The sequence below is a fragment of the Falsiroseomonas frigidaquae genome (genome assembly GCF_012163145.1).
Classification (GTDB): Bacteria; Pseudomonadota; Alphaproteobacteria; order Acetobacterales; family Acetobacteraceae; genus Falsiroseomonas; species Falsiroseomonas frigidaquae.
In genome coordinates, this window is record NZ_JAAVTX010000004.1 from 157,931 (window position 1) to 170,401 (window position 12,471).

Annotated in this window: 7 protein-coding genes; 2 read left to right on the forward strand and 5 right to left on the reverse strand. The window is 71.4% G+C overall.

All coding sequences use genetic code 11. The features are described from left to right. Positions 1 to 17: 17 nt before the first annotated feature. The 5 genes from HB662_RS13350 to HB662_RS13370 all read right to left on the reverse strand — a co-directional run bounded on the left by HB662_RS13350 (position 18) and on the right by HB662_RS13370 (position 9,387). On the reverse strand, positions 18 to 908 hold the full coding sequence (locus HB662_RS13350) for an MBL fold metallo-hydrolase (RefSeq protein WP_168050314.1): 891 nt from the start codon (positions 906 to 908) through the stop codon (positions 18 to 20). Between the two features lie 55 nt (positions 909 to 963). Continuing rightward, on the reverse strand, positions 964 to 3,258 hold the full coding sequence (xdhB, locus tag HB662_RS13355) for a xanthine dehydrogenase molybdopterin binding subunit (RefSeq protein ID WP_168050315.1): 2,295 nt from the start codon (positions 3,256 to 3,258) through the stop codon (positions 964 to 966). Then, complete coding sequence (locus HB662_RS13360; RefSeq protein WP_209443283.1) at positions 3,255 to 4,658, reverse strand: FAD binding domain-containing protein; 1,404 nt, start codon at positions 4,656 to 4,658, stop codon at positions 3,255 to 3,257. Before HB662_RS13360 ends, xdhB begins: the two co-directional genes overlap by 4 nt. A 186-nt stretch (positions 4,659 to 4,844) precedes the next feature. Further along, on the reverse strand, positions 4,845 to 8,168 hold the full coding sequence (treS, locus tag HB662_RS13365; RefSeq protein ID WP_168050316.1) for a maltose alpha-D-glucosyltransferase: 3,324 nt from the start codon (positions 8,166 to 8,168) through the stop codon (positions 4,845 to 4,847). A 331-nt stretch (positions 8,169 to 8,499) separates the two neighbouring features. After that, positions 8,500 to 9,387: a response regulator transcription factor gene (locus HB662_RS13370; RefSeq protein ID WP_168050317.1), complete on the reverse strand. Its 888-nt coding sequence runs from the start codon at positions 9,385 to 9,387 to the stop codon at positions 8,500 to 8,502. A 231-nt stretch (positions 9,388 to 9,618) separates the two neighbouring features. Between HB662_RS13370 and HB662_RS29230 the strand changes: the two genes are divergently transcribed. Beyond that, positions 9,619 to 11,097 (forward strand): response regulator, encoded by a 1,479-nt coding sequence (locus tag HB662_RS29230; RefSeq protein ID WP_168050318.1) that lies wholly within the window; start codon positions 9,619 to 9,621, stop codon positions 11,095 to 11,097. A gap of 113 nt (positions 11,098 to 11,210) precedes the next feature. Further along, positions 11,211 to 12,386 carry a glycosyl hydrolase family 8 gene (locus HB662_RS13380; RefSeq protein WP_245185637.1) on the forward strand — a complete coding sequence of 392 codons (1,176 nt, stop codon included), beginning with the start codon at positions 11,211 to 11,213 and terminating at the stop codon, positions 12,384 to 12,386. Positions 12,387 to 12,471: the final 85 nt, after the last annotated feature.

The window sequence follows — 12,471 nt, forward strand, 5'->3', positions numbered from 1 at the left end:
ATGCGGGGCGGCCGCGGTCAGGACAAGCCGGCGGCGGCCTCGGCGGATTTCGGCTTCACCGGGATCTTCAGGTAGCGCACGCCATTCGCCTCCGCCGCCGGGAAGCGGCCGGCGCGGATATTCACCTGGATGGAGGGCAGCAGCAGCGTCGGCGCGGCCAGCTTCGCATCGCGGGCGGTGCGGAAGGTGACGAAATCCTCCTCCGTCTGGCCGTCCTTCACATGCGGGTTGTGGGCGCGCTGCTCCGCCACGGTGGATTGCCAGGCGAAGCGGTCCCGCCCCGGCGCCTTGTAGTCGTGGCACATCCAAAGGCGCGTCTCGGGCGGCAGGTCCAGCAGGCGGCGGATGGAGCGGTACAGGGTGCGCGCATCGCCGCCCGGGAAATCCGCGCGCGCCGTGCCGTAGTCATGCATGAACAGCGTGTCGCCGACGAAAATGTCGTCGCCAATCTTGTAGGCCGCACAGGCCGGCGTGTGCCCCGGCACATGCAGCACCTCCACCTCCAGCTCGCCGATCCGAAAACGTTCGCCATCCTCGAACAGATGGTCGAAGTCGCCGCCCTCGGGCGTCATGTCCTCCAGCCCGAAGACCGGCCGGAAGATGGTCTGCACCTTCTTCACCCCGGCGCCGATGCCGATGCGCGCGCCGCTGTGCTGCTTGATCCAGGGGGCGGCGGTCAGGTGGTCCGCATGGACATGGGTTTCCAGCACCCAGTCCAGCGTCACCCCCTCCGCCCGCGCCGCATCCAGCAGTGCCTGGGCGGAGCGCGTATCGGCCTCCCCGCTGCGGTTGTCCCAATCCAGCACCGGGTCCACCACGGCGCCGCGCATCGTGGCGGGGTCCCAGACCAGGTAGGAGACGGTGTTGGTCGGCTCGTCGAAGAAGGCACGGATGGTGGCGCTGGCCATGATGGTCTCCCCCGGCTTTGCCCCATGATAGGGGAGAATCCGGCTGCGGATCACCTCAATCCCGAGCGATTTTTTCTCCATCTCCGCGCAGCGCCATCAATACCCGCTCCGGCGTCGCCGGCAGGTCCAGCGCCGGCACGCCGATGGCGTCCTTCAGCGCATTCGCCACGCTGATCGCCAGCAGCACCGGCGGCTCCCCCACCGCCTTCGAGCGGAAGATCGTCTCGCTCCGTGCCGGCGCGCCTTCCAGCAGGCGCACATTGAAGATGGGCGGCACGTCGCGGGAACCGGGGATCTTGTAGGTGGAGGGCCCCACCGTACGCAGCCTTCCCTGCCCGTCCCACCACAGCTCCTCGCAGGTCAGCCAGCCCATGCCCTGCACGAAGGCGCCCTCGATCTGGCCGCGATCCACCGCCGGATTCAGGCTGCGGCCGCAATCCTGCACGATGTCGGTGCGCAGGCAGCGATGCTCGCCGGTCAGCGTATCGACGATGACCTCGGACACGGCGGCGCCGTAGGAGAAGTAGAAGAACGGTTCGCCCCGCATCGTCGCGCGGTCCCAGTGGATGTCCGGCGTCCGGTAGAAGCCGGTGGAGGACAGCGACACCCGCTCCAGGAAGCACAGCTTTGCCAACTCGGCGAATTCCAGGAAGCGGTTGCCACCGGCCTGCTCGGCCCAGACGCGGTTGTCGGCGAAGACCACCGCCTCCACCGCAATTCCGAAGCGCCGCGCCGCCACCTCCGCCATGCGACCCTTGATGGTCTGCGCGGCATTGTGCGCCGCCCAGCCATTCAGGTCGCTGCCGGTGCTGGCGGCGGTGGGTGCGGTGTTCGGCACCTCCGCCGTGCTGGTCGCGGTGATGGCGATGCGGTCGAGATCGACGCCGAAGACATCGCAGACCACCTGCGCCACCTTCACGAACAGCCCCTGCCCCATCTCCGTGCCGCCATGGGCCAGCCGGATCGAGCCATCCGAATAGACATGCACCAGCGCGCCCGCCTGGTTCAGGTGCATCACGCCGAAGGAGATGCCGAAGGCCAGCACCATCGACCCCAACCCGCGCCGCAGCGTCGGATGCGTAGCGTTGAAGGCCGCGATCTCGCCGCGCCGCCTGTCCCAGTCGCTGTCCCGCTTCGCCTCGGCCCAGACGCGTGCGATCAGATCGCCTTCGACCTTCTGGCCGTAAGGGGTCTCCTCCCCCTTGCCCGCCGCGCCGAGGAAGTTGCGGGCGCGCACCTCCTCCGGCGGCAGGCGGCAGGCGGCGGCGATGCGGTGGACCACATCCTCCATCAGCAGCGCGCCCTGCGGCCCGCCGAAGCCGCGGAAGGCGGTGTGGGAGACGGTGTTGGTCTTCACCGCGCAGCCGGTGACGGAGACATCCGCCACGTCGCAGCAATTCAGCGCATGGGTGATGGCGCGGAACACCACGCCGCCGGACATGTCCAGCGACCAGCCGCCATCCGCCGCCAGCAGCGCCTGCAGCCCCAGCACGCGGCCCTGGTCATCAAAGCCCGCGGTCCAGCGATACAGGAAGGGGTGGCGCTTGCCGGTGGCGATCATGTCCGCCCGCCGCGCCAGCCGCAGCTTCACCGGCCGCCCGGTATGGCGGGCGGCCAGCGCCGCGGCGGCGGCCACCCAGCTCGCATTGCTCTCCTTGCCGCCGAAGCCGCCGCCCATTCGCCGGCAGGTGACGGTCACGCCGTTGCAGGCACCGCCAAGCACGCGCGCCACCACATGCTGCACCTCCGACGGGTGCTGGGTGGAGGCCACCACGGCGATCTCGCCATCCTCGCCCGGCGAGGCGATGGCTACCTGGCCCTCGAGGTAGAAATGCTCCTGCCCGCCGGCACGGAACTCCGCCTCCATCCGGCGCGGCGCGGCGGCGATGGCGCGGGCCGCATCGCCGCGCGCCATGGTCTGCGGCGCGACCACATGCTGGTCCAGTTCCAGCGCCCGCTCGATGCTCAGCACCGGCTCCAGCGGCGTGATCCCGGCGCGGACCGCGGCGGCGCCAAGCAGCGCGGCGTCGCGCGTGGTGGCGACCACCAGCGCCAGCGGCTGGCCGGCGAATTCCACCAGCGGATCGGCGAATAGCGGCTCCGCCTGGCCGATCGCGGCGATGTCGTTGGCGCCCGGAATGTCGCGCGGGCCGAGCACCGCGACCACGCCGGGCATCGCCCGCGCGGCTTCCGTGTCCAGCGAAAGCAGCGTGCCATGCGCGACATCCGACAGCACAAGCGCGGCGTGCAAGGTGCCGGCGGCCTCCGCCAGATCATCGGCGAAGCGGGCCTCACCGGTTGTGTGCTTCAAGGCGCTGTCATGCCGCAGCGCGGCGCCGGCGCCCTTCATGGGTCATACCCCGCGACATCGGCGGGCAGGTCGGGTCGCGAGGCGCGCAGATGCAGCCGCCGCAGCAGCCCCTGCGCCACCATCAACCGATACGCCGCCGTGCCGCGCCAATCGGACAGCGGCGCGATATCCGAGGCCAGCGCCGACGCCGCGGCCTCCAGCGCATCCGCATCCAGTCGCCGGCCGGCCAGCGCCGCCTCCGCCCGCTTCGCCCGCGCCGCCATCGGGCCGACGCCACCGAAGGCAAGCCAGGCTTCCGCCACCCGATCGCTCGCCAGCCGCAGCCGAAAGGCGGCGCCCACCGTGGCGATATCCTGGTCGTGCCGCTTGCTGATCTTCTCGCAGACGAAGATGTCCGCCGGGTCCGGCCGCGGCAGGCTGACGGAGACCACCACCTCATCCGGCGCAAGGTCGTTCACCCGGTAGCCCCTGAGGAAATCCGCCACCGCCAGCACCCGCGTGCCGCGCGATGATGCCAGGGTCACCGAGGCGCCCAGCGCCAGCAAGGGCGGCAGCGCATCGCCGATCGGCGACGCCGTGCCGAGATTGCCGCCCAGCGTGCCGAGCCCCCGGATCTGCCGCGACCCCAGCCGGGCCAGCAGCGTGGCGAAGGGCGCGAAGCCCGGCTCCTGCCGGAACAGCGCCAGCAGCCGGGCATAGGGCACGGCGGCGCCGGCCTCGATTCCATCCGGCATCGCCCGCAGCGCGTGCAATTCCGGCACGCCGAGCAGGCAGATGACCTCCGCCGGCCGCTCCCGGTGATCCGAGACGCGCAGGCCGAGATCGGTGCCGCCGGCCAGCAGCCAGGCCTGCGGATGCGCGGCCCGCAGCGCCAGCAGCGCCGCCAGCGTGACCGGGCGGTGGAAGACCTGGCCCGGTGCCTCGAAGCAGGCCGCCTGCGGTGCCGGCAGCACGGGCGTGGCGGCGGCATCGTCGGCCAGCGTCGCGAAGACATCGAGGATCGGCCGGTAGCCGGTGCAGCGGCATAGATTGCCCGCCAGCGCCTCATGCACCTCCCCACCCTCCCGCGCATGCGCCCAGGCGGTCATGACGATGCCGGGCGTGCAGAAGCCGCATTGCGTGCCGTCGCTCTCGGCCATGGCGCGCTGGATCGGGTGCGGGCTGCCATCTGCGCCGCGCAGCCCCTCCACCGTGCGGATCGCCTGGCCATGCACCTGGCCGAGCAGGGTCAGGCAGGCGTTGATGGGCGTCCGCGCGCCATCGCCAGCTTCCAAGACCACGGTACAGGCGCCGCAATCACCCTCCGCGCAGCCTTCCTTGGTGCCGGGCAAGGCACCCGGCCCGCGCAGCCAGTCCAGCAGCGATGTGGTGGGAGAGGTGCCGGGCGGCAGGCTGACCTGCCGCCCGTTGAGAAGGAAACCGATGGCCGTGGCGATCATGGCCCGATCTTACGCAAGAACCGGGCCCGCAAGTAAGCGGGCCCTTTAAGCGCAAGAACCGGGCCCGCGGTTAAGCGGCCCCTTTGATCGCAAGAACCGGGCCCGCGGGTAAGCGGCCCCTTTGAGCGCAAGAACCGGGCCCGCGAGCAAACGGGCCCGTGGGCGGACAACCCATGCGCCCCCGGCCTATTCGTTCGCGGGCGGTTCCTCGCCGAGCAGGCGGGACGCGATGGTCACCAGGCCGCGCAGCGGCACCGGCAGCCAGGCCGGGCGGTTGGCGATCTCGTAGCCCACCTCGTAGGCCGCCTTCTCCACCAGGAACAGGTCGAGCGCCGCGGTCGCGCCCGGCGGCACCGGCCCGGCCTCGGCCTCCCACGCCGTGTTGTAGGCGGCGAGGAAGGCCATCTCCGCCGCCTCCCGCCAACGGCTGATCAGCGCGGCGCGGCGCGGCGTCGGCGCCGCGGTGGCGGTGGCCGATTCCTCCGTCGCGGCGGCGACCGCGGCGGCATAGTCCAGGCTTCGCAGCAGGCCGGCCACGTCGCGCAGCGGGCTGTACTTGGCCCGCCTGGCATCCAGCGTGCGCGCCGGCTCGCCCTCGAAATCCAGGATCACCGCATCGCCGGGTGCGACCAGCACCTGGCCGAGGTGGAAATCGCCATGGATACGCGTGGCGGCCAGGCTCGTGGGGTCCGGCTTGCTGGCGCGCAGTGCGGCCAGCAGCGCGTCCCGGTGCCGCAGCAGCCACTCCGCCAGCACCGCCGATTCGCCATCCAGCCCCGGCCGGGAGATCTGCTCGAAGGCCCGGCTGAGCATCGCCTCCGTCTGCCCGACCCATTCATCGACCATCGCCGGATCGGCGGCTTCCGGTGTGAAATCCGGGTCCTCCGACGGCCGCGCCAGCACCAGGTGAAGCTGTGCCAGCCGCCGGCCTATGGCTTCCGCCAGGGGCAGGTAGCCGGCCAAAGGGTCCTCGGGCTCGGCTTCGGTCAGCGCCGCGTCATCGACGGTGCGGGCCAGCCAGTCCAGCGTCCAGCCCCAGGCATCACCCTGGTTGCGGCTGAAGGCCTGCAGCACCATCAGCGTGTGCGGCACGCCATCCTTCCCCACGCGCATCACCTCCCCCAGCAGTGCCGGGGTGCCGGGATAGCCGGAGGTGGTCAGGTGGCGCGCCATCTCGGCTTCCGGATGGCGCCCGGGCAGCACGCGACGGAACAGCTTCAGCACCACCGCCTCGCCGATGATGACCGTGGAGTTCGATTGCTCGACACCCAGGCGCCGCACGTCGGGCAGTTCCGGCAGCGCCATGTCGCGCAGCGCCTCGGTGGCCGTGAAGTGCAGCTTGCCCTGCGGCGTATCCATCATGCTGCCCTTGCGACAGGCGGCCAGCATGGCGCGGACGAAGCCATCCACCGCCATGCCATCGGTCAGCAGACCCACCCGGGCGCCCTGGCGCAGCCGCGCCAAGGCGAGCTGCCCGGCGGGCAGGCCTTCCTCCTCCACCGGCACGCGGGCCAGCGGCAGCGACCAGCGCGTGCCGTCCGGCGTCTCGATCTCGGCCAGGATCATCAGCGGGTTGGTGTTGAACGGCACCGCATAGGCGAAGCGCGGATGGCTGGTCGGCGCCTGGTCCTTCTGGCCGAACCAGCGGCGGCGGCGCAGCCATTGCGGCAGCACCTCCCGCTCCAGCACGCGGCGCGCCTCGTCCAGCAGCGACTGCGCGCCGCCGGCCTTCATGTCGGTGGGCGCCACCAGGGTGCGAAGCTCCGGCAGCGGCTCCGGCGCCGGGCTGTGCCAGGGCGGAAGCTGGGCGCCCTCGGCCAGCAGGAACCACATGAAGGCATAGGGCGGCAGCGTCAGCGGGTAGGAGCCGGAGGAAACCGGCGGGAATGGCGTGCCGCCCAGCATCTCGACCGGCACCCGGCCAAGCATGCTGGACAGGTCCAGCTCCACCGCCTGCGCGGCGCGGGACAGGTTGAAGACGCAGAGCACCACATCGCCCTCATGCTCACGCAGATAGGCCAGCACCTTGCGGTTGCCGGGATACAGCAGCCGCATGGTGCCGCGGCCGAAGGCGCGCGAGCGGCGGCGCACCGCGAGCATGCGGCGCGTCCAGTTCAGCAGGCTGTGGCTGTCCCGCGCCTGGGTTTCGACGTTCAGCGTCTGGTAGCCGTACATCGGGTCCTGGATGGTCGGCAGCACCAGCGCCGCCGGGTCGGCGCGGGAGAAGCCGCCGTTGCGGTCCGGCGACCACTGCATCGGCGTGCGCACGCCGTCGCGGTCGCGCAGGAAGACGTTGTCGCCCATGCCGATTTCGTCGCCGTAATAGATCACGGGCGTGCCGGGCATCGACAGCAGCAGGCCGTTCATCAGCTCGATCCGCCGCCGGTCATTCTCCATCAGCGGCGACAGGCGCCGGCGGATGCCGAGGTTGATGCGGGCGCGGCGGTCGGCGGCGTAGATCGACCACAGCGTATCGCGTTCGGAGTCGGTCACCATCTCGAGCGTCAGCTCGTCATGGTTGCGCAGGAACACCGCCCATTGGCAGCCATCCGGGATTTCCGGCGTCTGGCGCAGGATGTCGGTGATCGGGAACCGGTCTTCCTGGGCCACCGACATGTACATCCGCGGCATCAGCGGAAAGTGGAAGCACATGTGGCATTCGTCGCCGTCGCCGAAATATTCCTGCACGTCCTCCGGCCACTGGTTGGCTTCCGCCAGCAGCATGCGGTTCGGATAGCGGTCCTCCAGCGCCGCGCGGATGCGCTTCAGGATGGCGTGGGTCTCGGGCAGGTTCTCGTTGTTGGTGCCGTCGCGTTCCACAAGGTAGGGCACCGCATCCAGCCGCAGCCCGTCTACGCCCATGTCGAGCCAGAAGCGCATGACGCGCAGCACGGCTTCCAGCACGCGGGGATTGTCGAAGTTCAGGTCTGGCTGGTGGCTGTAGAAGCGATGCCAGTAATGCGACTTCGCCACCGGGTCCCAGGCCCAGTTCGACTTCTCGGTGTCGATGAAGATGATGCGGGTGCCGTCGTACAGGTTCGGGTCATCCGACCAGACGTAGAAATCCCGCTGCCAGGACCCTGGCGGGGCGTGGCGGGCACGTTGGAACCATGGGTGTTCATCGCTGGTGTGGTTGATGACCAGCTCCGTGATCACCTTCAGCCCGCGATTATGCGCCTCCCGCACCAGGCGGCGAAAATCCGCCAGCTTGCCGTAGTCGGCATGCACATCGGTGTATTCGGCAATGTCGTAGCCATCGTCGCGGCGTGGCGATGGGTAGAAGGGCAGCAGCCAGATCGCATCCGCGCCGAGGCCCGCCACATGGTCGAGCCGCGCGATCAGCCCGGCGAAGTCGCCGATGCCGTCATCATTGCCGTCCATGAAGGATTTGGGGTGGAGCTGGTAGATGACGGAATCCCGCCACCACTGGACATCACGCTCCGCCTGCTTCCGCCCCGCCGGGTTTATTCCCCTGGCCTGATCCTTCGCGCTGCTGCGTCCGTCCGCCATGCTGGTCCCCTTGGTCAAGCGGCGGAAACGCGGGGGAAGCCATTCCGTTCCGCCCCCGGCGTCGATCCGGCCAGGCGCCCCGCCGGGAATTGCCCGGTCGAAGGTCGCATGACCGCGGCGCCAGATCTGCCGCCTCGACTGCTCCGCAGGCTGTGTGTCGCCGCTGGGCGCGCCGGGGGCAAGACGGAAGCGGCACCCGCGGCTGGCCGGACGCCGCCGCGGACGTCGCACCGGCCGAATTATCGCCGGACGTCTCCACTACCGAGACACTTTGACAAGGTTTCCACGATGAGGCGGTCCGGCACCGGCGGTCGTCTTTTCCGGAACCGTCTCAGGAATGCGGAAATCCGATGAAGACGTAGCCGACCTGGCGGATGGTGATGATGCAGCGCTCACCCAGTTCCGGCGCCAGTTTCTGGCGCAGATGCAGCACCGCATTGTCCACCGCCCGGTCGCCGACGCGCCAGGGGCGGCGGAAGACCTGCAGGGTCAGCGCCTCCCGCGTCTGCACCTCGCCCGGCATGGCGGCCAGGGCGGCGAGCAGGTCGAATTCGGCGCCGGTCAGCTCCAGCAGGCTGCCATCCGGGCGCATCACCCGGCGCTCCACCGCCTGCAGGCGCCAGCGGTCGCGCCGGGGCGGCGTGGCGGCCAGGCTGCCGGGGCGGCGGATCCGGGCCCGCAGCCGGGCCACCAGCTCGCGGCCGGAAACCGGCTTCACCAGGAAGTCATCGGCCCCCAGTTCCAGGCCCAGCACGCGATCCGTTTCCTCGCGGTTGCCGGTGACGATCAGGATCGGCGCCTCCGTCCGGGCGCGCAGCTCCGGCAGATGCGGCAGCGTGTCCACCGGGCCCAGGCGCTGGTCCAGGATGATGGCGTCCAGCCGATGCGTCTCGACGATGTGCAGGGCGGCGGCAAAGGTGTTCGCCACCACGGTCCGCAGGCCGTAGCGGGCGAGGTAGGCGGCCATCTCGTCCGTCAGTTCACGTTCGTCATCCGCCAGCAGCACCAGCGGCAGCGGCGCCTGGCCGGCCAGGACGGAATCCTCCGCCCGCGCCTCCCGCTCCACGCTCAGGCGCGGCTCGCCTCGCCGGGCCTCTCCCGGGAGGGCCTCGCCTGGGCGCGCGTGCCCCCGCCCGCCATCACCCGGCACGCCATCACCCGGGCGGCCGTCCCCCGGGCGGGCGTCCCCCAAACGGGCGGCAATCGTCCGCGACGTCATGATATGTCTCCCGGAGCGGGGCGTATCTCCGAAAATGGAGACGTTCCCCGACATTGGCATTTACGCGAGGACAAGAGGCGACGTCGAGCGTCCGTCTCAGCAATTGCGAGGTTTGTTACCACGAAACGCGACAACACGGCGACGCGTTAACGTTTCATTCATGGGTCGCCATCAAGGGGCGGCCCGGTCCACCGGCCTCCGTCCCCACTCAGCGAGACGGAGCCGCGACCCATGAATATGCAGATCGGCCTTGGCAGCGCCCACACCCGCCCCGCCACGGGGCTGCGCCTCGACCAGCGGCGCCAGAGCTTCATCGAGCCCGCCAGCCGCTTCGGCGTGCTGGTGGTGGATGATGAGATCGAGGTGCTGGAGGAACTGGCCGCGACGCTGGGCCGCCGCGGGCTGAACGTGCTGGCCGCCGGCTCCGCCGAGGCGGCGCTCGCGGTGCTGCGCGGCCGGCGGGACATCGCCACGCTGGTCAGCGACATCCGCATGCCGGTGATGGATGGGCTGGCCCTGGCGGAAGCCGCGCTGCGTGGCCGGCCCGAGTCGGAGGCGCTGGAGGTGGTGCTGATCACCGGCTATGCCTCCCCCGCGCACGGCATCGCCGCCGCCGGGCTTGGCGCTTTCGGCGTACTGCAGAAGCCGATGCGGGGCGCCGATCTGGCGCGGATGGTGCAGGATGCGCTGGCCCGCGCCGTGCGGCGCCGCAACGCGCCGTCCGGCGGGCGTTCCGGCGCCCCGTCCGGCGAGATCCGCACCCCCGCGGCCGCGGCCCAGCCTGCCTGGCCGCCGACCCGCGCCACGGGCATCATGCACACCCCGGTCGCCTGGACCCGGCGCCCGACGGCGCGCGGCGGGCTGCCGCAGATCGCCCCGCGCCACCCGGATGCGGCACCTGCCGCCCGCACCCCTGCCGCCATCCCGCACCCAGCCACGCAGGCGGACTGGATGCCGCCCGAGGACCAGGCCTGGCCGGCCGAGCTGCCGCTGAACCCGACCATCGCGGCGGAGGCCCTGCTGCAGACCCTGTCGCAGCGGCTGGATGCCGCCGGCAACGGCATCGAGGCGATCGCCCGCGACCTGCGCGGCCCGCTCGGCGACCTGCTGCGCGCCGCGCCGCAGATGGCGGAAGCGGCCGGGGAACCGCGGCGGCTGCTCGCCCTGCTGGACGACCTGATGGACATCGCCGCGCTGGAAGCCGGCCTCGCCGCGCCGCAACGCGCGCCGATCTCCGCGCATGGCCTGGTCGGCGCCGTGGCTGTCAGGCTGTCGGCGCTCGGGCTGCGCTGCGGCCGCCGCATCATCCTGCAGCCCGATGCCGACCCGGCCTTCGACCTGGACACCGCCCGCCTGGTACGCGCCATGGCGCTGCTCGCCTGGCTCGCCGTGGGGTCGCGGGCCTCCGCCGAGGCCGCGGAGGCGTCCCCCACGGGGACCGCGGAACTGTCGATCGACGCGGGTGCGGGGCAGGCACGGCTGGACCTCGTGATCCGCCCGGCCGTCCCCGGCCTCCGCTCTTCCGGCCCCAATGCCCCCAGCCCGGGCACCGCCGATAGCGGCCTGCCGCCGGCGCAACCCTCGCAGGCGGAGCACCGCCTGCCGATCGCCATCGCCCGTCGCCTGGTGGCGCTGCAGGGCGGCCGGCTGGATGCCTGGATGCTGCCGGAGGGTGGCCTGCGCGCCCGCATGCTGATCCGCAGCAGCTGAACCTCGGCGCCGCCACCCGGCGCCACGAAACGCCCGCCTTCGCACGCCACCCGGCCTGGTTCCGCTCGGAACCCGGAACGGCCAGCCGCAGCCTTGACTGGAGCCTCACCCAAATGCTCGCCGAATCGCAGATGCATTCCGACGCCGCCGAGATCATGCCCGACGGGCCGCTGGAGCTGACGCCGCTGGCCCGCCGCACCTTGCTGGCCGCGGCGACCGCCGCCCTGGTGCTGACCCCGGCCTGCGGCGAATCCTGGGCTCCAGTCCCGGTGGTGACCACGCAGGACGACCCGGCGGCGCAGTGGCGCGCCTTCCGCGACCGCTTCATGACGGCGGAAGGCCGCGTGGTGGACAACGGCAATGGCGGCATCTCCCACAGCGAGGGCCAGGGCTACGCCATGCTGTTCGCCGAGGCCTTCGAGGACCGGCCGGCCTTCGAACGCGCCTATCACTGGGCCCGCACCAACCTGCGCCGCCCGGATGGCCTGTATGCCTGGCGCTTCCGCCCGCAGGCCGCGCTGCCGGTGGAGGATGCCAACAACGCCACCGATGGCGACCTGTATATCGCCTGGGCGCTGCTGCGCGCCGCCGACCGGTGGCTGGAGCCGGCCTGGCGGCGGGAAGGCCAGCGCATGGCGCAGACCATCCTGCAGAAGCTGGTGCTGGAGGTGGAAGGCCGCACCGTGCTGCTGCCAGCCGTCTTCGGCTTCCAGCATGCCGACCGCGTGGTGGTGAACCCGTCCTACTATGCCTTCCCCGCCCTGGCGGCGCTGAACCGCGCCGTGCCGGACCGCGCCTGGGGCCGGCTGATGGATGACGGGCTGCAGATGATGCGCGGCATGCGCTACGGCCGCTGGGGCCTGCCGGCGGATTGGGTGGAGATCGGCCGCGGCCGTGCCGCCGGCGCCATGCAGCCGGCCCAGGGCTGGCCCGCCCGCTTCTCCTTCGACGCGGTGCGGGTGCCGCTGCACCTGGCCTGGGCCGGGCTGACGACGGAACCCGCGCTGCGCGCCGCTACGCAGTTCTGGAACGACCCCTGGATGGCCAGCCGCCCCGCCTGGGCCGACCTGCGCAACGGCCATGTCGCGCCCTATGCCGCACCGCCGGGGATCGAGGCGGTGGCCGATGTCACCACCGCCAGCGGCCTGAGCCGCGCCATCACCCGGCCGCTGCCGGGCGTTGCCGCCGCGCCGGATTATTACTCCGCCGCGCTGGCTATGCTGTCCCGGCTGGCGCTGCGGGAGAACCCGCGGATGCTGCTCACGGCCCATGCCCAGCGGGCTGCGTGAACAACAGATCGACATGAACCGGATACCCAACAGGATTCGTTCACCGCTAGGTAACAGGGCTGGCGCAGATTGCCGACGAAGTTGA

Excerpts from the sequence above, each read along its gene's own strand:
- HB662_RS13350 (WP_168050314.1), bottom strand. The coding sequence starts at position 908 with ATGGCCAGCGCCACCATCCGTGCCTTCTTCGACGAGCCGACCAACACC.
- xdhB (WP_168050315.1), bottom strand. The coding sequence starts at position 3,258 with ATGAAGGGCGCCGGCGCCGCGCTGCGGCATGACAGCGCCTTGAAGCAC.
- HB662_RS13360 (WP_209443283.1), bottom strand. The coding sequence starts at position 4,658 with ATGATCGCCACGGCCATCGGTTTCCTTCTCAACGGGCGGCAGGTCAGC.
- treS (WP_168050316.1), bottom strand. The coding sequence starts at position 8,168 with ATGGCGGACGGACGCAGCAGCGCGAAGGATCAGGCCAGGGGAATAAAC.
- HB662_RS13370 (WP_168050317.1), bottom strand. The coding sequence starts at position 9,387 with ATGACGTCGCGGACGATTGCCGCCCGTTTGGGGGACGCCCGCCCGGGG.
- HB662_RS29230 (WP_168050318.1), top strand. The coding sequence starts at position 9,619 with ATGAATATGCAGATCGGCCTTGGCAGCGCCCACACCCGCCCCGCCACG.
- HB662_RS13380 (WP_245185637.1), top strand. The coding sequence starts at position 11,211 with ATGCTCGCCGAATCGCAGATGCATTCCGACGCCGCCGAGATCATGCCC.